Here is a 23,146-nt window from a genome sequence, read left to right on the forward strand (position 1 = left end):
TTCCTCCACGAAAGGAGCCAAGTCATGCAAGGCAAGCGGATACTTATTACCGGCGGATCGGGCCTGATCGGCTCGCATATCGCTGACCTCGTGGCGGCCCAAGCACCCGCCGAAATCGTCATCTATGACAATTTCGTCCGCGGCCGGCTGGAAAACATTGCCGCGGCCCAGGCCATTGCGCCCATCACGGTCGTCACCGGCGACATCCGCGACCGCGACCTGCTGGCAAAGAGCATGGCTGGCATCGATATCGTTTTCCACCAGGCTGCAATCCGCATCACCCAGTGTGCCGAGGACCCTCGCCTGGCCCATGACGTTCTCGCGACGGGCACGTTCAACGTGTTGGAAGCCGCCGTCGCCGCCAAGGTAAAAAAGCTCGTGGCAGCCTCTTCCGCCTCCGTACTGGGTGCGGCTGACGTGTTCCCCACCACCGAACAGCATCATCCTTACAACAACCGCACCATCTACGGCGCCGCCAAGACCTATAACGAGGCCCTGCTGCGCAGCTTCAACGAGATGTATGGCCTCGATTACGTGGCGCTGCGCTATTTCAATGTTTACGGCCCGCGCATGGACGTCTACGGCGCCTATACGGAAGTGCTGATCCGCTGGATGGAGCGCATCGCTGCGGGCCTGCCGCCCATCATTATGGGTGATGGCACCCAGACCATGGACTTCGTGCATGTCCGCGATATCGCTCGCGCCAACGTGCTGGCTGCTACCTCGGATGCAACCGACGCCGTGTTCAACGTCGCCAGCGGCACCGAGACCAGTCTCAGCGATCTCGCGCGCATCCTGCTCGGCGTCATGGGGTCTTCGCTCGCGCCGATCCACGAAGCCGCCCGCAAGGTCAATCCGGTCGCCCGGCGCCTGGCCTCGACGGAAAATGCCGAGCGCGAGATCGGCTTCCGTTCCCAGATTTCGATCGAGGAGGGCATGGCAGACCTCGTGTCCTGGTGGCGCGCCGAGCGCATGCCGCAGCGGAGCGATGTCGCATGAGCCCGCGCCAGATTCCCGTCGCCAAACCCGTTCTCGACGAGCTCGAAGTGGAGGCTGCCCGCCGGGTGATCCTCTCCGGCTGGGTAACGCAGGGCCCCGAAGTCGCCAAGTTCGAGCAGGAATTCGCCGCCTATGTGGGCGCGCCGTTTGCATGCGCGGTGTCAAACTGCACGACGGCGCTGCATCTGGCGCTGATTGCGGCCGGCGTCGGGCAAGGCGATGAAGTCATCACCGTCAGCCACTCGTTCATCGCCACCGCCAATGCCATCCGTTATTGCGGGGCGACGCCGGTTTTCGTCGATATCGAGTCCACGGGCTTCAATATCGATCCGGACCAGATCGCTGCCGCGATCACGGCGCGGACCAAGGCCATTATCGTCGTCCATCAATTGGGCATGCCGTGTGACCTGGCCCGGATCGTTCCGATCGCCCGCCAGCACGGCATCACGCTGATCGAAGATGCGGCCTGTGCCACAGGCAGCGAAATCCTGTGGGATGGCAATTGGGAGCGCATCGGCGCCCCGCATGCCGACATCGCCTGCTTCTCCTTCCATCCGCGCAAGGTCGTCACCACCGGCGACGGCGGCATGCTGACCACCGCGAACCCCGACTACGACCGCAGGTTCCGCCTGCTGCGCCAACACGGCATGACGGTGCCCGATACCGTGCGGCATGGCTCACGCCAGGTGATTTTCGAAAGCTATGACGAGGTCGGCTACAACTACCGCATGACCGATCTGCAGGCCGCCATCGGCCGCGTCCAGCTTGGCCGCCTGCCTGACATCATCGCTGCCCGGCGCAAGCTTGGCGCGCTTTACGCCTCGCTTTTGTCGCGAATCGATGGCCTGCGTCCGCCAACGGAGCCGAACTGGGCCCGCAGCAATTGGCAAAGCTATTGCGTGACTTTGCCGGCCGGCGCGGACCAGGAAAGTGTCATGCAGGTCCTGCTCGATCGGGGCATTTCGACCCGCCGCGGGGTGATGAATTCTCATCTCGAGCCGGCCTATGCCGAGCCTGGCATGTATCGTGCCGCAGGTTCCCTCGCACGTTCGGAAACGGCCCAACATACGTCGATCATGCTCCCGTTGTTCGTTCAGATGAGCGAAGACGACGTGCAGTATGTGGCGAGCGAATTGGGCCAGGCGCTAGCGTTGCGGCCCGCTGATATCCCGGGACAAGCGCGCGTTTCGGCGCACGCCTGAGTGCCTTCCCGACGTGCCTAGATCGAGCGATACGGGACGCTAAGCCGATCTGGTGATCGTGCCGCCGATGCGCCACCGGTACGGTGTTCCGGTGGACGCGACGCGGACCAGTGGATCGTAGAACAAGGACCGGCATAGTGTCATTGATGTCGACAAGCAGCAGAGGGCGCCGAGGTGTTGGCGATGCAATGACTGCGGCGCTCGCGCGGTCGGGATCACCACGATTGGGGGCGACGCGTTCGCTGGCCCAGACTGCCCCCCAACCCGAAGTGCCGGCGATTGCGGCTGGAAAAGTCAAACGCTGGCCGCCGCTGCCGGTCCTGGCGTTTCTTGTGGCCATGGTCATTCCCTGGCAAATTTACATAGGGTCGGTTCACCTGAGCTGCACGCGCCTGGTGCTGCTTGTCATGCTCGGGCCGGCGATGTGGAAGTGGGTGACCGGCAAGGCCGGCGGCATCCGTATACCCGACATTGCGGTGCTGCTGTTCATCGCGTGGTGCGGCTTCGCTACTGTCCAAATTCATGGCGTAGACTATGCCTTCCAATCTGTCGGCATGCTGTTTATCGAGACCGCGGGGTCCTATTTTCTGGCACGGGCCTATATCCGCACGGAACAAGACTTCTATGCGATGTGCCGGGCGCTGTTCTGGGTCGTAGCGTGCCTGCTGCCATTCGCGGTCGTTGAGGCGGTGACCAAATCATCGGTGCTCCTCAATTTCTTCGAAAAATTTATGCCGAGCTACAGTCCCATCGATGCCGAACTTCGCTGGGACATGCGCCGGGCCCAGGTGGTCTTTCAGCACCCGATCCTCTACGGCGTCTTTTGCGGTATCGCCTTCGCCCCGACCTTCCTGGTGCTGGGATATCGCAAATCGCTCGCGAAACGCTGGTCAAAAACCGCCATCATCGTGGCCGCGACGTTTTTCAGCCTGTCGAGCGGGCCGATGACGGCCCTGGCGCTGCAGGTTGGACTGGTGGGGTGGAATTGGGTGCTCAGGGGCTTTGCCGGCCGCTGGAAGTTGCTGTGGGCAATTCTGGGCTCGATGTATCTTGTCGTCTCATTGTTCTCTCGCCAGTCGCCCGCCCAGCACCTGATCAACCTGGTGGCGTTCGACAAAGGGTCCGCCTGGCAGCGCCTGCTGATCTGGGAGTACGGCTCCGCCTCGATCGCCGCTCACCCGCTGTTCGGGGTTGGCTTCGGCGATTGGCCGCGCATGGACGGACAGACCTCGAGCGTGGACATGTTCTGGATCATTTCCGCTTTGCGGCATGGCCTTCTCGCCGGAATCTTTTTGGGCATAGCCTATTTGGGCGCGACGATCATGATCGGCTTCAAGCGCGGCTTGAGCGATTCACAAATCCAGTGCCGAACCGCCTATCTGATCTGCATGGTCGGCTTCTTCGTCGCGGGTTGGACGGTTGATTTCTGGGGCGAGGTCTACACCGCCTTCTTCTTCATGCTCGGCAGCGGACTCTGGCTGCTGGCCGTCCCCGACAAGGCCGCAATACCGCTACGCGCATCTCGTGTGACATCGACAGAGCCGTCGCCGCGTGCGCCGCGTCAGTTGATCGTCAACCCGAGGCGCGGCGCCTCGGCACCTCGGCGGTGAGCGATCATGCTTGAGCCATCCCGCTCATTGAACTGCCTCACCTTTTGCAGCCTCCCCTATGCGGGGGTCGGCTGGCCACAAAGCTGCGTGAGCATTCTTGCCGGTTTCGCCGGCACACCCGTGGTGCCGACGCTGGTCCTGCCACGCAGCCGGCTACCGCTGCCCTGGCCGATAAAAGCGGAGTTTGCGCTGCCCCGGCCTCTGTCGGCGCTTCCCTGGCGGCTGGTGGCGAATGGGAGCCAAGCCCGCCTGGAGGAGCGGTTTTCCCGGCTCCTGGATGCATCGGACCCCGCGGCGACGGTCGCGTACTTTTGGCCCGGCGCACCGCGCAAGCTGGTGCAGCGCGCAAAAGCGCGCGGCATTCTCACCGTCCGCGAGATGATCAATACGGCGCAGGCGTCGGCGAAGCCGGCGCTCGATGCCGCCTATGCTCGCCTTGGCCTGCCGCCGACCCATACGATCACCACGGCGGCGATCGAGGAAGAACTCGCGGAGCTTGCTCTTTACGACCTGGTTTTCGCCTCGAACGCACCATGCGAGTCTTCGCTGATCGATGCTGGCGTCAGTGCGGACCGGATATTCCCCACCAGCTTCGGTTGGTCCCCCGCGCGCTTTGAACCCGCAAATACTCTGGGTGCCGAGCCCCGTCCGGGTTTGGGCAAGGTCAAGGTTCTGTTCGCCGGCTCGATCAGTGTGCGCAAAGGCGTTCCCACCCTCCTCGAGGCGTGGGCGAAGCTCAAGGCCGATGCCGAACTGACGCTGGTTGGCAGTGTCGAGCCGACGCTGGAGCCGCTACTGGCCAAGGCGGTGGCGGGCGGCTCGGTGCGGGTATTGCCGTTCACCAGGGACATCGGGGCGCTTTACCGATCACACGATGTGTTTGTTTTCCCCACCGTCGAGGAAGGCGGCCCACAGGTAACCATCGAGGCGGGTGGCTGCGGATTGCCGGTTATCACCACGCCAATGGGCGCCGCCCGGCTGGTGAAGGACGGGGTCAATGGCATCATCGTGCCGGCCGGTGCGGTAGAGCAACTGAGCACCGCCATCGCGACCCTGGTATCCAAGCCTGACCTGCGCCAGCTTTATTCCCGGCGCATTGCGGCGGATGCGCAGGCGTTCACCTACGACAGGTTGGGCGCCGAACGGGCGATGGCATTTGTCGAGCGGCTGCAACGCCGGCACAATTGGGAGGTCGCGAGCTATGCATGAAGTCCTGACGCACTTCGAACCGAGCCCGCCGTCCAAGCTGCGAACGGCTTGGGACAAGCTTCGCTGGGGGATGCGCGCAGTCGGTCCGGGCCGGGTTTTGCAGGGAGCCGCGAGGCTCGCTCTGCTTCGTGTGCGCCGCCCAAAGCGCTCAGAGGTCAAATTGCGGTCCGGAACCGTGATGGAATTCGACTATCCGAGCCAGTTTCCCCCAATGCTGGTGATGTTCGGCGATCTGGTTGATCCCGAATTCGCATTCCTGCGCGCCATCGCGCGCCCCGGCTGGACCGTGGTCGACGTGGGGGCCGCGATTGGCCAGTTCACCCTGTTCGCGGCCAGCCTCGGCGCCAAGGTCCATGCGTTCGAGCCGAGCGGCGCGAACGTTGCGACCCTTGGGCGCAACCTCGAACGCAATGGCGTTGCCGGGCGCGTTCGCGTTCATCAGGTCGCGCTGTCCAATACGACCGGGGAGGCACGCTTCCAGACGGATGCACGAACGTGGTTGAGCCGGCTGGATCGCTCCGACGGAGGCGAGCTCGTCCCGGTGCAGCGGCTGAGCGACACCCTGGGGGAGCTCTCCTTGCCCCATGTGTCGGTGCTCAAGATCAACGTATCCGGGTATGAGCCGGCCGTAATGGAGGGCGCGTGGCGCTTCCTTGAAGAGGGCGGAGCGGACATTCTGGTCCTGCTGCTCGGTCTTGAGTCCCTGCCCTGGTACGAAAAGATCGCCGGGCTGGGATACCGCTTCTTCTACTATCATCCCCCCCGCAAAACACTGCACGAGGTCACGGCGTTCGATGCGTCCAGCGTGCTCGATCACCGGCCTTGGCCTGCGCGTCACATTATCGCCGTGCGCTCTGGCGCCATCGATGAGGGCGTGGTTTCCGGTTTGAACATCCGTCCTCTGCAGAATGGGTCCTCCTATGCCCAACGATAATTTTGGCGAGCCGAGTATCCGAAAGAGCCCGGCGACGCCTCATTTCGTTCGCGCCGGCAGATCGATAATCGGACAGGAGGTGTTGCCACAGGTTTCGGTGATCCTGCCGACGTATAATCGACTCCGGACGTTGCCCGACGCGATCGGCAGCGTGCTCGCGCAGTCAGTCAGGGACCTTGAGCTCATCGTGGTCGACGATGCCTCCAGCCAAAATATCGAGGGCCTGGTCCGCAGCATCGGCGATTCCCGCCTCAGATACATACGTCGTCCGATCAATGGTGGTGCCGGTGCCGCCCGCAACACCGGTCTTTCCCATGCCAGGGGCCGATACATTGCCTTCCAGGACAGCGATGATCTGTGGCTGCCCGGCAAGCTGGAGTTTCAGCTCGCCGCCTTCGCTGATCTGCCCGGCGAATTCGGCGCCGTTACCGGCCCCAAAATCCTGCATGGTCGCGGCGACTCCGGCCGTTTTGGCGCCGGCCAGGTATGCGTGACGCCGTCGGCCGCGGGGCGCCTGCCGCGCGATGTCGACCAGGTTGACTGGATTCTGGGCGATAATCGCCTGAGCGTGCAATGCGCCATGTTCAGGTCCGACTGCATGCCGACACGGCAATGGTTCGATCCGGTTGCGGCGGCCAACGAGGACTATGAATTCGCCGTCCGACTGGCACAGCATGCGCGCATTCTGGAATATGCCGAGCCGCTGGTGCTGGGTGCGATATCGGAGGACAGCATCTCGCGATCGCGGCGGCGGCAGACGCTGGGCGACATCCGGATCATGAAAAACAACCGGCAATTGCTCCAACGCTATGCGCCACGCAAGGCCATGCTGATGCGCAACCTTGCCCGGTTTCTCCTCAACGACCGCAAGCCGCGTCTGGCGACGAAATTCCTTCTGGCGAGTGTGGCCCTTGATCCACCGAGCGTATTGACCGTTGTCGACATCGCCATGCGCAAGGTCTTGAGTTCGGTGCGACACCGCGTGGCGACGACGCAGCGTTCAACGGCTTGATATCTGCAGTGGTGGCATGAGCGGCGCGAGGTAGCGGTTATCCCCGGTTCGGCGCCCGCGCGCCGGCGGCCATTCTGCTTGCCTGTTCTTCGCGAACCCGCTGCGCTTCCTCGTCATAGAGGAAAGACAGGAATGCATACCGGGTACCGCTGGTCAGGGGTGTGACCTCATGCAGCAGCGAGCAGGAAAAAACCACCGCGCTGCCGACGCCTGCCCGGTAGGTCTTGGGCCCGAACTCCGGAAAGCTCAGATTGCCCCCCTCATAGGCGTCGTTCAGGTTGAGCGTAACCGCAAATCGCCGATGGGCAACGAGGGGAGCCGTGTTGTCGCGATGGGCGTGGAAATGCCCGCCCTCTGCCGCCTCGTAGCAGCCCACCAGATAGCGCTCGATCCGTGTGGTGCGAAACTGAAAAGCCCGGTGAATCATCGGCAATAGCCGCCGCACCAGCAAGTCCCGGCACTGCTGCACGGTTTGCTCGTTCGATATGTACCAGTCGAGGCGTTTGCGGAATGTAGGGTCGAATTTCTCCACGACCTTTCCGGCATTCTCGACGGCGCCGATCTCGCGTCCACCCTCGGCTTCATAGGTTTCGATCAGGCTCGCGCAGAACGGCGCATCGAACACCCCGGGCACGATGAGCACCGGGGCGTCGTGGATCTGTGGGGGATGCGTCCGCCGAGCTTGGATCAATGGCAAAATGCGAGCAGCAATCTGTTCGACACCGGTGGCGATTTCGAGCACTTGAAGGGTTGGGCTCAGCACAAATGCCGTGCAGGAAAGTAGCTTGGGATCGAGGCCATACCGCTCGGCCACAGCGCCATCCTGGTCGTGTCCGAAATGCCAACCTGTCGTGGCCGCGAATTGCTGAGGAATGCGCTCCGCTGCAGTGCTCAGGCCGATCAAGATCGCATGGCCCGTTGCGAACACGTCGCCATGTCGGGCAAAGTCGTCCAGCGCCTTTTGCGCCGCGGCATCGCTCCAAGAGCCGCAAAACAGCAGGACGATGTCACGTCCGGCCAATTCATCCAGGGCAATTCGCCCTCCGGCACCCGAGCGTGGCACCGAAAACCATGGCGCCGGTTCTCCAACATTGAGGGTCGACATCTCATGCCTCACATGACGGTGGTACGTGGTCGATCTGTCTCCCGAAACCTGGCATTCTATCGTGTCGGGTTTACGGCCCAAATGGCTGAAACCTGCATCGGTGTTTAAGCGCGATCTGCCGCGGGCGCGCTCAGGATAGGCTCGTGCCGCAGCACGGCGCGGATGATCGGGCGCAACTGGTTGGGTATCCATTGCTGCGGCACCAGCCGGACAAGCTGCGCCAGCGAAAACCAGCTCCCGATGGCCGTGCCGATCAGCGCCACCACCAAACCAGGCCAGAATGGGAGCAGTTCAACCGCGAGCAGCACCAGGCCCGTAAGACCCACGAACAGCCCCATGAGCAACAGATATTCTTGCGTCATGCGAAAGCCGCTGATCCGACGCACCAGATAATACATCAGCAGGCCATGCCAGGCGTAGAGGGCCACGAATGCGATGCCGGCGCCGGCCAATCCCACGGTGCGCAGCAGGACCCAGGTTAGTCCGACCTGCAAAACTGCCGCGGCGACCTCGGTCCAGAAGAATATCTTCTGCTTGCCCTTCGCCAGCACGACAAATCCCATTGGCCAGGCGACCACCCGCAGCAGCATGCCCAGGCAAAACCAGCGCAAAAGCGGCACGGCATCGGCGAACTGGGTTGAATAAAACACGGCCATAACCAGTGGCGACAGGGCCAGCGTGGCAAGCAACCCCGGCCCGGCCAACAGGATGCTGACGCGCGACTGCTCGTTGACCATCCGGTTGCAGGCCTCGTCGTCGTTGCTCACCGCCGACAGGCGCGGATAGAAGTCGGTTCCCATGGACTGAAGAATGAAGCCCACATAGATACCGCCGAGCGCCCAGGCCGCCTGATAGTTGCCCGCTGCCTCGACGCCGTTCAGCTGAACAATGAAGACCCGGATCACAAATGCCGAACCGGCGGTGAGAAGGCCGCTCGCCATGAAGGCGAAACCGAGTTGCAGCAATAGACGGGTTTCGGCGGTAAAATCCGACCACGACAGCCTGATCCTTGGCAGTGCGATCTTGCGAGCATACCAGTGGGCGGCTATCCACGAGGTGAGTGCCACGGCGATGAGCGAGGGGACGATCCCGTCCTCGCCCAGAAAATAGACCAACGGAATGGCCGCCACTGTGTTGAGCACGGCGCCCAAAACCGTCATGCGGGCCAGGTCGCCGATGCGCCGGTGGCCTTGGATCAGCGCGCTTGGTGCACCGGCGACAATGCGCAACATCAAGGCGAAGCCAAGCAGCGCGACGCCGGACGCGCGCGCTTCGTTGCCGAATGACAGCGTGGATAGTGGCCTCGCAAAGGCGATCAGCACTCCGGCGCCCAGCGCACCCAGGATCCAGGACGTCAAGCTCAGCACGCGCTCGATCCGCGCCACCTTGGCTTTATCGTCACTCGAGACGGATACGGCAACCTGCCTGACCCCGCTGGATTGAACGCCGAACCCCACCATGCTGGACGTGAGATCCAGCAGAACATTGTAAATCCCGAACAGCGCAATACCGCTGGGACCGAGATAGACGGCCAGCACCTTCAGTCGGATGACCGACATGGCGACATTGACGATCGAGGACGCGCCGATCAGCGACGTGGATTTGATGATATCGCCGTATCGCGAGTCGGAAGTTCCAGACTCGGTAGTGCCTTTGGCCACCACATCCTCGCCATTTTCTTTCAAGGCGTCGAGCCTCTCAAACCTCGGGGCGGTCCACAATCAGCGAAAATGTCTCCTAATAACAAAGACATACACCGAACGATGTAGCCCAGCGCCGGGGTAGTAATCCTTTTGATGTATCGGAGTGGATACTTGTCGAAAAGTGTTGCCCGTTGATCACATTTCCATCGATATCCATAGGATTCTTGGCTTTAGGATAATCTTAACCATAATCATCCAAAAACGAATCGACGCTGTTTTTTCGCGATTCATCAATTACTTGCCCTGGCTTCGCTTTTTCGCTTTCGGAATTGAGGCTGGAATAGGGCGGAAGCGCCGGCCTTTAAGCCTTTCTGGCCTCTCGACAGCCTAATTTTCCGGCCAAACACGGTCCCGTGATAACAACCAAAAGGAAGATCAGATGGCAGTATGGCCAGATGCAACAACCACCGGCGTCCCCGACGGGGTGAAGCTGCTCCCCTCGGGAGACATCGTTGTAACCAAGGCAGGCACCGTTATCTCGGGGCTCAACATCACGGGCAGCGTCTATATCGACGCGGATAATGTCACGATTCAGAACTGCAAGATTTCCTCGAGCAATTTTGCAGTCGTCCAGATCAGGGACGGCAGCGACGGGGCCATCGTCAAAAACTGCGAAATCAACGGACTGAATTCCGGCGGCCAGGGTATTACCGGCTACGGCACTTTTGTCGGCAACGACATCTACGGCGTAGGGGACGGTATCAACGTCACCGGTGACCACGTTCTGATCCAGGACAACTACATCCACGACCTCGGCGGCACTGCGGATTCCCACTTCGACGGTATCCAGATCGATGGCGGCGTCACCGATATCAGGATCGAGCATAACTCGGTTATCAATGATCACGGGCAGACGGCCGCGGTGATGATCGACGACTATTTCGGGCACACCTCGAACGTCGTCGTGAACAACAACCTGCTGACTGGCGGCGGGTACACGATCTACGTCACGGGCCTTGATGGCAACGGTACCGAGAACGTGCAAGTCACCAACAATCATATCGGCAAAGGACAGTGGGGCGAAACGTTCTTCTCCGGCGCCAATCCGGTGTTTACCGGCAACATAAGCGACGGCAATGCGCTAGAGGCACAGCTTGGTAATCAGGGGCCCTCAACGCCGACGACGCCACCTGTCATCACCCCTCCGGTCACGACGCCACCTGTCACGACGCCGCCGGCTCAGACGACCGATGGTGCCGACAAACTCACCGGCGATAACGCGAACAATGTGCTCAGCGGCAAGGGCGGTAACGACACGATCAACGGCATGGGTGGCAATGACACGATCACTGGTGGCGCCGGGTACGACGTGCTCACCGGAGGCGCGGGGAACGACACCTTCGTATTCGGCAGCGCTGCGGATATTGGTGACCACACGGGTGCCCGGGACAGCATTACCGACTTCACCCCGGGGCAGGACAAGATCGACCTGTCGGCAATCGACGCCAATAACACTCTTGCGGGCAATCAGGACTTTTCGTTTATCGCCGCCAACGATGGCAGCTTTACCAAGACTGCGGGCGAACTGGCCTGGCACACAGACGCCGCTACCGGCCAGACCATCGTCCAGGGCGATATCGATGGGGACGGAATCCACGATTTCGAGATTGAACTAAAGGGGCTGCTCAACCTCAAGGCGAGCGACTTTATCGGCGCCGGCTCGACGTCGAGCACGCCGACCCCGCCCGACAGCGGTTCTTCGACGCCTCCCCCAACGACGACACCGCCAGCCACCGGCTCATCCAGCATGACCGGCACGGCAGGCGTAGACCGCCTGACAGGCGATGCGGGTAACAACTACCTCGACGGCAAGGCCGGCAATGACACGCTGAACGGCGGCGCAGGGCATGACACCCTCTATGGTGGGGCCGGGCGCGATGTCATGACCGGCGGCACCGGCAATGACATCTTCCTGTTCAAGGCCGTGTCGGACATGGGCACCACTGCGGCAGCCCGCGACGTGATCAGCGATTTCGTCAAGGGGCAGGACAAGATCGACCTGTCAGGCATAGATGCCAATACCAAGGTTACGGGCGATCAAGGCTTCACCTTCCTTGCCGGCGACGATCAGTCGTTTAGCCACAAGCCGGGCGAGATCGCCTGGCGTATCGATGCTGCCCACAATCAGACAATCGTGCAGGGCGATATCAATGGGGACGGGGTCCACGACTTCGAGATCCAGCTCACCGGGCAAATCCATCTCAGCAGCGGCGACTTTATTCTCTAGTCGCCACTTCTATGAGCGGGGGGCTAGCGAGCCCTCCGCCTCTGCCTAACCCCGAACATGACGGCGACAGCGTAACTATCCCGACCCGGTTCCTTAGCGGTTAGTCCTGATCAATCGTCGGCCGTCATCAATTTGACGGATACTGACTCGGACAGTCAAATCCGAGTATCGAGCGCGAATGCCCCATGCAATTCCGCGTGATCGAACCGCTTTAACCAAATATTCACAAATCTGTCGGCGCCGCTCACCCACCGCCTTTGGCCCCGTCCGTGCCCAGACTCCATTGAAGCGTATCCATCGCCCGCACAGAAGTTGGCGAGCCGAAGCGGACAATTGCTCATCGCGGCTCATCGCTAAAGTCCCGCCCCACCGGGAAATAATGATGATTTACGGGGGCGGCGGGGCCTACCGCATCGTTCGTTCGGACTAGCCAGCAAGGCCCGCGGATGCAGGCAGTCCTCAATACCCAAAAGCTCTAAATCGGCCTAATTCGTCCGAGCGGAGAGTCACGGGCGAGTCACGCAAGCTATGTTCCATTAAAGTGCGGTAGAAATACTTAAGGTAAACAGCCTTATCATACGGGGTCGTAAATGTCTGAAGTAACCAGCCTTAGTACCGAACAGGGAATCTACGCAATTTGGCACACTACTCCTTCTCAGGATGCCGAAGGCCGCGACGGCATTCTCATACTCGCCGATACCGGCGTGACCTTTCAAAGCCTGCTCAAATCTGCTCAGCAGTGCTTCCCCCAAGTTGGCATTACGCTTTCAAGTCAACTGCCGGATGATGATGAAGAAGCCTTCCTGCCGCGCCTTATCCTGTTGGACGCCTTTGCTTTTCGCAACGTTGCCAATGTCATCGCGCAATGCCGCGAGCGCTATCCGAATACTCCGCTAGCCTTGATGGTGGAGAGCGGCTGGAACGAGGATCCGGCATTGCGGGCGGTGGTGGCCGAACGCGCTATCCAGGGCCTCGTGCCTTTTAACCTGCAGATCAATGTATGGCTTGCCACTATTTGGCTGCTGCTTAATGGCGGCGAATACTTTCCAAGCGCTGCAAGTCCAAGATCTGCGGCTCGCGGGTTCCTGACCCGTCGTAGTCAACATACCGGCAGCGACGGCCAACCCGAAGCCGATGGCGCCGGGGTGTTGTCCAGCCGCGAAGCGGAAGTGCTCGAGTTGATGTCCGACGGCCTGCAGAACAAGATCATCGCGGTCAAGATGGAGCTGTCTGAGCACACGGTGAAGGTGCACGTGCACAATATCATCCGCAAGCTCAAGGTTCACAACAGAACCCAGGCCGCCGCCGTGTTCAGGTCTTTCGACCGCCGCCCTAGCTACGCGCCCGGCCAATCGAGCACCAGCATGCCAGTAACAATTCGAGGCGTTTAGCTGGTCAACAAATAAATCTGCCACCGACCGCCGCCGCTCGCAGGGATATAAAGTTGATAAAGCAAAGCTGCTTTAGCTGCATTATGGCGATCCGAAAGAGTTGATCACGGATTCAGTTGAATTCGTTCGCTTTTGGCGGCGATTTTCATTAAATTCCGATTGTGAACTAAGTCGCAGCGTGGCTCTCGCCAATTGGCGCGCGAGCCATGGTGTTGGCTCACGTTCGAGAGTGCGTTGCACAGATTGTCGCCTTGATGATTAAGAGCAGTACACCTACGGCATCTATACTGAGTTTTGGGGATTGCCACGTATCGGTGGGTGGACGCTTGGTCAATCCGCCGGTCAATTTCCTGCGCTTTCTGGTCTATGTACTGCTCGAAGGGCGTGGCAAGCCAGTCTTGCGCCGGCGCGTCGGGGATCTGATCTGGTCGGATGGCGGCTCAGAGCAGGCCAGCGCCGATATCAGGCAGTCCCTTGTTCGTGTTCGCCGTTTTCAGGACGACAATGACCTGCATCTATTGGCGACCGATCCCAACATGGCCTGGCTCACACTAAGTGAGCATATCTACTTCGATCTTGCCGAGTTCGTCGAACTTGCCGCCAATCCAACGCCCAGGGCCTGGGTACAGATGTGCGAAATCTACAATGGTGAGCTGCTGGGGTCGCTGCGCGCGGCGGGCGAAGGCTTTGAGGAGTGGCTGTCCTACAAGCGGTCGGCGCTGCGTTACGATTTCGTCAGCGCCATTTCGCGGGCCGTGCTGCCGGACAGCCCGCTAACGGCTCATCACCGCCTGTTTTGCGCCCAGCGGCTGCTGCAAGTGGATCCCTATCATGAAGGCGCCCATCGGGCCCTGATGTATGATGCGGCCGCCAACGGGCAGTTTTCCTCGTTGCGCCAACTCTATGAGGAATGCGCCCGCCGCTTGCGCAATGAGCTGGGCGTCGATCCCGACGAGGAGACAGTGCGCCTCTATCAGCGCCTGATTACCCGAGCGCCCGCAAACTAGCCGCGGCCTTAAGCGGGCGCATGTTCGGCGGACAACACTCTTTTGGCGATGCGCTCGCCGATTGGCAGCGCCGAAGTAGCCGCGGGCGAAGGCGCATTGCAGACATGCAGCATGCGACCGGCCTCGATGAACAAGAAGTCCTGCACCATCGTCCCGTCCCGCTTGACGGCCTGCGCGCGGATACCAGCCGGCATTGGGGTCAGGTCCTCGATCTCCAGTCCGGGACAATACTTCCGGCACGCCGCCAGGTAGCGCCGGCGCAACAGGCTATTGGCCATCTCTTGGAGACCGGACCCAAGATTGTGACCCAATGTGCGCCAGAAGCCCGGGAAACGGGCCATTTCGGCCATATCGGCAACAGAAAACTGTCCCTTGGCATAGCCCTCCCGCGCCAGCCCGAGTACGGCATTGGGGCCGACGCTGATTCCCCCGTCGATCATCGGCGTCAGGTGAATGCCCAGGAAAGGCAGGCCAGGGTCAGGCACCGGGTAAATCATCGCCCGCACCAGATTATCGCGCCGCGGCGCCAGCCGATAGTATTCGCCCCGGAAGGGCACGATGGCGAAATCGATGTCGAGCCCCGCCAGCCGCGCTACGCGGTCCGATTGCAGCCCCGCACACGCCACCAATTGTCCCGCTTGCACCGAGCCGTCCGACGTATCGATAGTTACGCGGCCGGCCTCCTCGCGTATCCTCGCGGGTGCGACGCCAAAGCGGATTTCTGCTCCTGCTTGCCTGATGTCTTGCGCCAGCGCCTCCAGCACCTGTTTGTAGTCAACGATTGCGGCGCTGGGCACCAATAGGCCGCGCAGGCCCACTATACCTGGTTCATGCATGGCAATGTCGGCGGGCGACAGGGCCTCCGCGGCGATCCCGTTGATGGAAGCTCGCGCTTCGAGTTTGGCCAGCCGCTCGACCTCGAGGGGCGAGGTGGCGACGATCAGTTTGCCACGTTCCTCAAACGCAATGCCGTGGCTGCGGCAATACTGCTTGGTGCGCAGCATGCCTTCGGCACAGAGCAAAGCCTTCAGGCTGCCCGGCGCATAATAGATGCCCGAATGGATCACGCCCGAATTGCGCCCGGTCTGATGCAAGCCAAGCGCGGCCTCTTTTTCCAGCACCACCAGGCTGGCCCCCGGCCGCGCGCGCAACAGCGCGTGCGCCGTCGCCAGCCCCACAATCCCACCGCCAATGATGCAAAATTCATAGCGCAAGTCGGCTTCCCCTATGCCTGAGAATGCAGCCTCAGCCCTGCATTAACCAGCACCCCGCCGTCCCTAAATCGGTGTAGCCCGAACAGCGCATTTGTGCCTTGGGAACTATTGCCATTTGCAGCCGCCCTATCTTACAGCGCGCCAACTGGATGGGGCGGTACGGGCACAGCGGGATGCAGACCGAGCGCCGCGTCAGAACGCGAGATCGGCCTTCTGTGAGGACGCTGACCGCGAATCCCAGACAATCGGACCGCGATACGCTCTCGAACAGATAGATGCACCCGGAGAGATTCGAACTCCCGACCTCCGCCTTCGGAGGGCAGCGCTCTATCCAGCTGAGCTACGGGTGCATCCGTGAGGCGGAGCGGGGCTCCGGCTGAATGGGCGCAACCTAGCCAAAGCCGGGCGGCGGCGCAACTGGGGATGAGCGGCTAAATCGTCTCATTTCAGGTGTGGATTCTTCCAGCATGCTGGATTTCTTGTACGTCAATCGCGAGCCAGTACGATCAGGCGGTCGCCCGCGACATAGTCCATGGCTTTCGACTTTACCGGATTGACCACGATGCCCCCGGCGACGGCGCCGGGACGGGGGCGATGGTAACCCATGGCGACTTCGCCGCGGTCGCGGGCGGCCTGGGTGATGGTATAGAAATTGACCGGCATGCCGAGTGCCACGTAGTCCTCGGCGGGGCGCATGTAGATTTCCGAGCCTTCCTCGTCGAGCAGTTCGTCGAAGATGGCGGCCAGGGAATCGTTTTCCGAGGCCTGGGCCAGCATCAGGCTCACCAGCTTGTTGGACACCACGAAATCGTCGGCGCGGGTGACTTCGGCCAGTTCGCGATTGCGCACGTCGATCATTTCGCTGACGACATTGATGTGGATGCCGGCGGCATCGGCGATCTTGCGCAGGTGCAACAGGGTCACGAGGGTACGGGTGTCGGTGGGTTGGGCGGCCATGTGGTCGGAATAGCCCAGCACCAGCACGTGGTCGTAGCTGGGGATGTCGAGGCCCTCGAGCGCGGTACGGCTGGTGGTGTCGACCCGGCCGTAGGCGACCGAGAGATTGTCACTGGCAATGGCGAGCGCAGCGACTTCGTCGTCGAGATCGGGCGTATCGGCGGCGATGGCGAGCACCGAGCCGGGCGCGACATAACGCGACAGTTCGTAGGCGATGACTTTGGCGCGACGGTTCCAGCCCAGGATCAGGGTGCGCTCGGGCAAAGCCGGCTGGTGTTCGGCAGCGCGGATGGCGGTGATGTCAACGCTGATATTGTCGGTGGCGATGCGGACCGCGGCGTCGTCTTCGGCGATGATGATCGCCTTGGTGCCGGGCAGGATCACGGTGTCCATGGGCGGATTGAGGGTGACGCTGCCATCGGGGGCGCAGAGGCCGATCAGGGTAGAGCCCTCATAGGCCATGAGGCTATCGCCAAAGACGTTGCCGGCGAGGTCGGGCTGTTCCAGCGTGTAAATTTCGCAACCGTCGAAATCGAGCAACTCCGAATAGACGGCGGAAAGACCCGATTGGCGGGAGGAATGCACCACGATGCGGGCGATCAGATCGTCCGCCAGCACCAGTTGGACTTCCTTGCCGCCGACGACGCGGGCGACGTCGGCATTGGCGGCATGCCGGATTTCGGCCGCGATACGATAGGGCTCGGCGCGGCGGCGCGGGTCGTTGACCAGAGCCAGGATGGTCTTGATGACGCGGCTGTCGACATCGTCGGTCTCGTCGTCGCCCTGTTCGGGCGACAGCACGATGATGGAGCGGGCGGTCTGCGGCGAGGTCAGCGTCAGGTCATAGAGATCGGTCGGATCGCCATGACGGCAGATGATGCGGGTATTGCCCAGGTTGGGGACCTTGGCGGCAATCTCGTCTTCCATCTCGACCTTGTCGCGGGTGGACATGATGACGATACGCGGCTTCTTGCGGCTTTTATTGGCCACCACCAGTTCGCCGATGATGTCGAAGATCGACGGGCTCCAGTTGAGAATGATGGTGTGATCGTTTTCCAGCACCTGGCTGCGGCCCTTGCGCAGCTCGTCGAGCTTGGACTCGATACCGGTCGAGAGCACGCCGATCAGGGTGGAGACGATGAAGATGCCCCCAATGGTGACGGCGAGCATGACGATGCGGAAACCCCAGCCGGCATCGCCCCCCATGGTGCCGCTATCGAGCGTGCGCATCAGGGCTTCCCAGGAGGCCTCGATGAAGCCGGGCACTTCGCCGCCCTCGGGGGCGATGCGCAGCAGGGTGATGATGGCGCCGGCCACCAGGATGACCAGCAGCGACAGGATCGCCAGCCAGCCGATCAGGGCGATCGGGCCCGCCGACATGGATTTATCGAACTCGTAGCGCAGTCGGGCGCCCAAGGAATTGCGCTTAGCCATCAAAGCCCCATCCAGATGCGAAGGCACTGCCAGAGGGTCCTTCAAATTTTACTCATAGCCATCCAATCCCGGATGGCAATTGGCAATTGCGTCCACCGCGGAAGCTTCCCAAGGTTTTGCGCCCGCTTTCTGCCATGATAGGGCCGCGATTGTGCCCTATCGCCGCAATGGGGCAAATCGGTTAAGGTGGCGCGACAGATTACGGGACACTGCATGCGACAAACGGCAATCACGGTAGCGGGCGTGGCCCTCCTGGCCCTGGCAGTCTCTGGCTGCTCGATGAGTTCGTTCAAAATGGCGCCCGGTCCGACGGCGGCCCTCGTGGCGCCCAAGCCCGCGCCACAGCCCGAAGCCGCCGAACAGGCGGCCGCAACAGAGGAGCATGACAGCAATCCGCTGGCCGGCCTTCTGGCTTTCGCCTCGCCCAATGCCGCTCCGGTGGTGCAGGCTTCGTTCGCCCCAACGGGGCCGAGCCGTCCGGCCATCGATCCGCTGATTACCAAATATGCGTCGGCCTATAATGTACCCGAGCGGCTGATCCGCCGCGTCATCGTGCGTGAGAGTGGCTACAATCCTGGCGCCCGCAATGGACCCTATTTCGGCTTGATGCAGATCAGCCACGCCACGGCGCGCGGCATGGGCTATAGCGGCAGCCCCGGCGGGTTGCTGGATGCCGATACCAATCTGCGTTACGCGGCCAAGTACCTTGCCGGCGCCTATGTGACGGCGCGCGGCAATGAGGACCAGGCGATGCGGTTCTATGCCAGTGGCTATTATTACGACGCCAAGCGCGCCGGCTTGCTGGAAGAAGCCGGTCTGCGCTAGGACCAATCGATATTCGGGCCGTTATTGCCAGCGGCGCCGCTATTCCAAAATAACGACGGCTTCCACCTCGAAGAGCATGGCATCGATTGCCAGCTTTGGAACCGGAACCAGGGTCTGAGCCGGCAGCGCCTCGCCGAACAACGCCTTGACGTTGCGGGTTAGCACCTCAAGCTTGGCCATGTCGTGATCGACCACGAAAACCGTAAGCTTGGCGACTTGATCCGGCCTGGCACCAATCCCATCAAGGGCTGTCCGAAGATTTGCATAGGCCTGTTCGACCTGGACGGCGAAATCGGGCGACAGGCCTCCCGTGCTGTCGTGGCCGCCCTGCCCGGAAACGTAGGCGACCCGGGCATTGGGCGGCACGATCACCGCCGTGCTGTAGCCATTTGGGCTTGGGTCGCCCAGGGCCTGCGGATTGACGATGGTCAGCTTGGGAGCGGCCTCATTGGCTGCCGTGGTGGCGGGAGCATGCATGGTCATGGCGATTAACCCTCCGATGAATAGACGCCTGATTGCGTGTGACATGATTTTCTCTTGGTTGTGCGGACTGCGAGCCCCCCGACCTCATGGCCGGGAGGTTGATCTTCCAGCTTTGGCGCAAAAGACTCGTACAATGTACGATTTAGTGGCATCGTACGCCGTACGAGTCAATCGCCGGGATCGACATTTGTCGCTTTGGCGATCTAAATCGATCTGACAACCAGCGGGGATGACGCATGGCAGCCAAACCTGGCGGGGCCCGGAGCAAGCGAATTCAAAAGGCAGGCCTTCAGCCCCGGCCCGGCGAGGAGCGGCGCGGTGACCCGACGCTGTCGCGCGAACGCATCGTTGCGAGCGCGGTGGAACTGCTCGACGCCCATGGAGTCAACGGGTTGACGATGCGCGGGCTGGCCGATGCTGTCGGCTCGGGCGTGATGAGCCTCTACTGGCATGTCGACAACAAGGAAGATGTCTTCGATCTGGCCCTGGACTCGGTGCTTGAATATCGCGGAACGTCAGAACCAGGGGAAGCGCAGGACTGGCGCGGAGCAGTCGTTCAAGGGCTGGAAGACTGGCGCGCCAACATGCTGCGCCATCCCTGGTCGATATCACTGTTGCCACGCCGGGCGCTTGGCCCGAACATTCTTTATCGCCTGGAACGGCTGAGCCAAGCCCTGTCGAGCGCCGGCGTGGCGGCGGCGGACTTGAACATCGCGCTGTGGACACTGTGGAATTATGTGATGGGCGCCACGATTACCCGAGCCAGCTTCGTGCGTTCGGGCGGTGAAAGGACCGCAGAGCAGCCTGCCACACAGCCCACCGGACGCTACCCAACAATCGAGCGTTCAGGTCTGTTGCGGGAGAACGATTGGGATGGCACTTTCAGCAGGGGACTCGACTTGCTGCTGAACGGCCTCGTTCCGCCACGGCCCTGAAACCAGCCTAGGCCGTTCTTTGTGGAAAGATCGGTCAGGCCCCAAGTGTCAGCAGGCGCGACAAATGCGCGGCGAGTTCGGCCTGCTGGTAGGGCTTGGACAGGCGCGGAAGGTCGGTTGTGGTGCCGCTGGGCAGGTCGGCATAGCCGGTGGCCAGAAGGATCGGCAACGCGGGAAACAACTCGCGTGCCTTGCTGGCCAGTTCGACGCCGGTCATGCCCGGCATGGCATAATCGGTAATCAGCGCGTCGATGCGCTTGCCGCTGCCCAGGATTTCCAGCGCCTGCTTGCCGGAATAGGCTTCGAGCACGGTATGGCCGAGGTCTTCCACCATATCGACAGTATTCATATTGATCAGCGCATCGTCGTCGACCACCAGGATGGTGGACGCTGGCGCATTCGTGTTGACAGGTTCCATTACCAAAACCTCTTCGACAGGTGCGGTTGAGACGGGGAGCCACAATTCGGCGGTGGTGCCCTTGCCGGGCTGGCTGACCAGGTTGAGCGCGCCGCCCAGTTGCACGGCCAGGCCATGCACCATGGACAGGCCCAGGCCCGTGCCCTTGCCAAGCTCCTTGGTGGAGAAAAACGGCTCGATTGCGCTTTTGAGCGTCGTGGCATCCATGCCAAAACCGGTATCGATGACGCTCAGGCGCAGAAAGCTGCCATCAAGACCCAGCCCCTGCCAGGCGCCTTCGCGCTGGGTGAGGGTCAGGCGCAGCGTTCCGCCATCGGGCATGGCATCGCGGGCGTTGACGGCCAGGTTCAGGATAGCCAGTTCGAGCTGGTTGGGATCGACCTTGGCGGGCGGCAGATCGGGCGCCAGATCGAATTCCACCGCGATCAGCGGGCCGATCGAGCGCTCCATCAGCGCGCGCATGCCTTCGAGCAATTGCGCCAGATCGGTGGGGAGCGGCTTGAGGTCCTGTCGGCGCGCGAAGGACAGCAGGCGCGAGGTCAGCGAAGCCCCGCGCTGGGCGCCCTGGAGGGCGCCATCGATGAAGCGATGCAGTTGCGGGTCGTCCGGTATGCGCTTGCGCAGCAGTTCGAGATTGCCCTGCACTGCCGCCAGAAGGTTATTGAAATCATGGGCCACGCCGCCGGTGAGCTGGCCGATGGTTTCCATCTTCTGGGCCTGGCGCAATTGTTCTTCGGCGCGGCGCCGGTCGGTCATTTCGCGGAAGAATGCCGCCCCACCAACGATCTGCCCATCGCCGCCGCGCAGGGGCGCATGCTGGCTTTCCAGCGCGATCTGGCCGGCGGCTTCCGTGGTCAGCTCGATCTCCTCGATCGGCCCGGAGACGCCCGCGAGCGCATCGTGCAGGCGCGGCGTGATCGCTTCGCTCTGCCCATCCCCGATCAGCTTGGCCAGCGGGCGGCCCTTAGCGTCGGCGGCGCTGACGCCGAACAGGCGCTCCATCACCGGGTTCCAGATGGTGACGTTGAGATCGGGATCATAGGCGACGATGCCGGCCGGCACGCTGGTCATCAGCAGGCCCGAAAGCGCGCGTTCGCCGCGCAGCGCCTCCTGGGTGCGTTCGCGCTCGACGGCCAGCTCCTGCACCATCTCGTCGCGGAAGGCCTCGGCCTGCTTGCGCTCGGTAATATCGGAGGTGACGCCGATGATCTTGGCCGGCTTGCCCGAGTTGCCGGTCAAGACGCGGGCTCGCGCATCGACCCAATGTTCGCTGCCATCGGGCCAGTTGATGCGGTATTCGATGACCAGGTCGGCGCCGGTCTCGATGGCATCGTCCATCGCCCGCTGCACGCGGCTCTGGTCGGACCAGCCAATGGATTCGATCAGGTCGGCAAACAGGAACACATCGTCGGGGGCGCGGCCGTAGCAGGCCTTGAACTGGTCCGAGCCGCTCAGCCGCTGCTCGGCAATGTCGAGCTCCCAGCTCCCCATGCGACCGGCCAGCAGCGCCGTCGCCAGGTTTTGCTCGCCCTCGCGCAGGTCTTCAAGATAGCGCCGGGCCTGATATTGCCGGCGGCGGCCGCGCAGCGCGTTGTCGACCACATTGACCAAAGCCGTGGTGTGGAATGGCCGCTCGAGAAAGATCACGTTGCCCAACGCGCTCTGCAGGTCCGCCAGCAGTGGATTTTGCTCGGGGCCGCCCAGACGCTTGGTCAGCACGATGAAGGGGAAATCGGACCAGGGCTGCTGCTCCTCGATCCAGCGCGTCAGGGCGCCCAGATCGGCATATTGCAGCGCCTCGTCGGTGATGATGGCGAGACCCGCGCCCTCCTGCAGGCCGGCGACCAGTTCAGCCACGCCCCCGCGGTTTTCTGCTTGCCGGCCAACGCCCTGCAATAGCGAAACCGCCAGCGGACCATCGCGTCCGGCCGGGGCAAGCACCAATGCACGTTCGGAGTTGATCACACCCGTTCGTCTCCAGCCGATAGAAAGTCGCGGCCACCGTCCATGGGTTCTTCGTGCCCCAGCAGCGGCTTACTGGCACCAGTATAGGTGGGAACGCCGCGCAACACACCCTGGAAATCCTCCAGGGGTTCGCCGATCGAAATGCCGTTACGGCCGATGCGGTATTCGCGGATGGTGTCCTCGTGGTCGCCGCTGCGCTTCTTGATGATCGAGATGGCGCGGCGCACCCGGCCCAGCGCCTCGAAATAGCGCAGCAGGATGACGCTATCGGCCAGGTAAGTAATGTCGACCGGCGATTTCATGTCGCCCACGAGGCCATGCTGGGCCACGGTGACGAAGGTGGTGGCGCCCTGCCGGTTCAGGTATTGCAGCAGTTCGTGCATGTGCAGCAGCAGCGCGTGCTCCTGCGGCATGGCGGCCTGGTAGCCGTTGAGGCTGTCGATCACGACGGTTTTGACCTGCGAGGAATCGACGCGCTCGCGTACGCGATGAGCAAATTCACCCGGCGACAATTCG

At 62.0% G+C, this 23,146-nt stretch carries 17 protein-coding genes, 1 tRNA gene and 1 pseudogene; 11 read left to right on the forward strand and 8 right to left on the reverse strand.

Annotated features, from left to right (window positions below; all coding sequences use genetic code 11):
- Nucleotides 1-24 precede the first annotated feature (24 nt).
- From JWP26_RS08185 to JWP26_RS08210, 6 genes are all read left to right on the forward strand, one after another.
- A complete protein-coding gene (locus tag JWP26_RS08185) occupies nucleotides 25-999 on the forward strand; it encodes an NAD-dependent epimerase/dehydratase family protein (RefSeq protein WP_299725583.1) in 975 nt (324 codons plus the stop codon).
- A complete protein-coding gene (locus tag JWP26_RS08190; RefSeq protein ID WP_299725586.1) occupies nucleotides 996-2,201 on the forward strand; it encodes a DegT/DnrJ/EryC1/StrS aminotransferase family protein in 1,206 nt (401 codons plus the stop codon). Before JWP26_RS08185 ends, JWP26_RS08190 begins: the two co-directional genes overlap by 4 nt.
- 137 nt (nucleotides 2,202-2,338) lie before the next feature.
- On the forward strand, nucleotides 2,339-3,811 hold the full coding sequence (locus JWP26_RS08195; protein ID WP_299725589.1) for an O-antigen ligase domain-containing protein: 1,473 nt from the start codon (nucleotides 2,339-2,341) through the stop codon (nucleotides 3,809-3,811).
- A gap of 6 nt (nucleotides 3,812-3,817) precedes the next feature.
- Nucleotides 3,818-5,020, forward strand: a complete 1,203-nt coding sequence (locus JWP26_RS08200; RefSeq protein ID WP_299725592.1) for a glycosyltransferase — start codon at nucleotides 3,818-3,820, stop codon at nucleotides 5,018-5,020.
- 178 nt (nucleotides 5,021-5,198) lie between these two features.
- Nucleotides 5,199-5,954, forward strand: a complete 756-nt coding sequence (locus JWP26_RS08205) for an FkbM family methyltransferase (RefSeq protein WP_299725595.1) — start codon at nucleotides 5,199-5,201, stop codon at nucleotides 5,952-5,954.
- Nucleotides 5,941-6,966, forward strand: a complete 1,026-nt coding sequence (locus JWP26_RS08210) for a glycosyltransferase family 2 protein (protein WP_299725598.1) — start codon at nucleotides 5,941-5,943, stop codon at nucleotides 6,964-6,966. Before JWP26_RS08205 ends, JWP26_RS08210 begins: the two co-directional genes overlap by 14 nt.
- A gap of 37 nt (nucleotides 6,967-7,003) precedes the next feature.
- On the opposite strand, the gene JWP26_RS08215 is transcribed toward JWP26_RS08210, so the two are convergent.
- Together JWP26_RS08215 and JWP26_RS08220 are read right to left on the reverse strand one after the other, a co-directional pair.
- Nucleotides 7,004-8,263, reverse strand: a complete 1,260-nt coding sequence (locus JWP26_RS08215) for a 2OG-Fe(II) oxygenase (RefSeq protein ID WP_299725601.1) — start codon at nucleotides 8,261-8,263, stop codon at nucleotides 7,004-7,006.
- Entirely contained in the window at nucleotides 8,176-9,792 is a 1,617-nt protein-coding gene (locus JWP26_RS08220; protein ID WP_299725604.1) for an O-antigen translocase, read from the reverse strand. The genes JWP26_RS08215 and JWP26_RS08220 overlap by 88 nt, the downstream gene beginning before the upstream one ends.
- A gap of 361 nt (nucleotides 9,793-10,153) precedes the next feature.
- On the opposite strand from JWP26_RS08220, the gene JWP26_RS08225 reads away from it, so the two are divergent.
- From JWP26_RS08225 to JWP26_RS08235, 3 genes are all read left to right on the forward strand, one after another.
- Nucleotides 10,154-12,001, forward strand: a complete 1,848-nt coding sequence (locus JWP26_RS08225) for a M10 family metallopeptidase C-terminal domain-containing protein (protein WP_299725607.1) — start codon at nucleotides 10,154-10,156, stop codon at nucleotides 11,999-12,001.
- Nucleotides 12,002-12,591: 590 nt separating this feature from the next.
- Nucleotides 12,592-13,392, forward strand: coding sequence for a response regulator transcription factor (locus JWP26_RS08230; protein ID WP_299725610.1), 801 nt, complete (start codon nucleotides 12,592-12,594; stop codon nucleotides 13,390-13,392).
- Nucleotides 13,393-13,718: 326 nt separating this feature from the next.
- Nucleotides 13,719-14,399, forward strand: a complete 681-nt coding sequence (locus JWP26_RS08235; RefSeq protein WP_299725613.1) for a BTAD domain-containing putative transcriptional regulator — start codon at nucleotides 13,719-13,721, stop codon at nucleotides 14,397-14,399.
- An 8-nt stretch (nucleotides 14,400-14,407) separates the two neighbouring features.
- Here JWP26_RS08235 and lhgO read toward each other — a convergent pair whose 3' ends face one another.
- From lhgO to JWP26_RS08250, 3 genes are all read right to left on the reverse strand, one after another.
- Nucleotides 14,408-15,613 (reverse strand): L-2-hydroxyglutarate oxidase, encoded by a 1,206-nt coding sequence (gene lhgO / locus JWP26_RS08240; protein WP_299725616.1) that lies wholly within the window; start codon nucleotides 15,611-15,613, stop codon nucleotides 14,408-14,410.
- A 276-nt stretch (nucleotides 15,614-15,889) separates the two neighbouring features.
- Nucleotides 15,890-15,963: transfer RNA gene (locus JWP26_RS08245), tRNA-Arg, on the reverse strand.
- A gap of 136 nt (nucleotides 15,964-16,099) precedes the next feature.
- Entirely contained in the window at nucleotides 16,100-18,004 is a 1,905-nt protein-coding gene (locus tag JWP26_RS08250) for a hypothetical protein (protein ID WP_299725619.1), read from the reverse strand.
- Nucleotides 18,005-18,400: 396 nt separating this feature from the next.
- On the opposite strand from JWP26_RS08250, the pseudogene JWP26_RS08255 reads away from it, so the two are divergent.
- A pseudogene (locus tag JWP26_RS08255) lies at nucleotides 18,401-18,823 on the forward strand (transglycosylase SLT domain-containing protein); the annotation flags it as partial.
- A 45-nt stretch (nucleotides 18,824-18,868) separates the two neighbouring features.
- On the opposite strand, the gene JWP26_RS08260 reads toward JWP26_RS08255, so the two are convergent.
- Nucleotides 18,869-19,357: a RidA family protein gene (locus JWP26_RS08260; RefSeq protein WP_299725622.1), complete on the reverse strand. Its 489-nt coding sequence runs from the start codon at nucleotides 19,355-19,357 to the stop codon at nucleotides 18,869-18,871.
- Nucleotides 19,358-19,548: 191 nt separating this feature from the next.
- On the opposite strand from JWP26_RS08260, the gene JWP26_RS08265 reads away from it, so the two are divergent.
- Nucleotides 19,549-20,247, forward strand: a complete 699-nt coding sequence (locus tag JWP26_RS08265) for a TetR/AcrR family transcriptional regulator C-terminal domain-containing protein (RefSeq protein WP_299725625.1) — start codon at nucleotides 19,549-19,551, stop codon at nucleotides 20,245-20,247.
- Nucleotides 20,248-20,281: 34 nt separating this feature from the next.
- Here JWP26_RS08265 and JWP26_RS08270 read toward each other — a convergent pair whose 3' ends face one another.
- Complete coding sequence (locus tag JWP26_RS08270) at nucleotides 20,282-22,630, reverse strand: PAS domain-containing protein (RefSeq protein ID WP_299725628.1); 2,349 nt, start codon at nucleotides 22,628-22,630, stop codon at nucleotides 20,282-20,284.
- Nucleotides 22,627-23,146, reverse strand: a 520-nt coding sequence (locus JWP26_RS08275; protein ID WP_299725631.1) for an ATPase domain-containing protein, incomplete at its 5' end; no start/stop codon positions are given. The genes JWP26_RS08270 and JWP26_RS08275, both read right to left, overlap by 4 nt.

The organism is Devosia sp., from assembly GCF_028290435.1.
GTDB lineage: Bacteria > Pseudomonadota > Alphaproteobacteria > Rhizobiales > Devosiaceae > Devosia.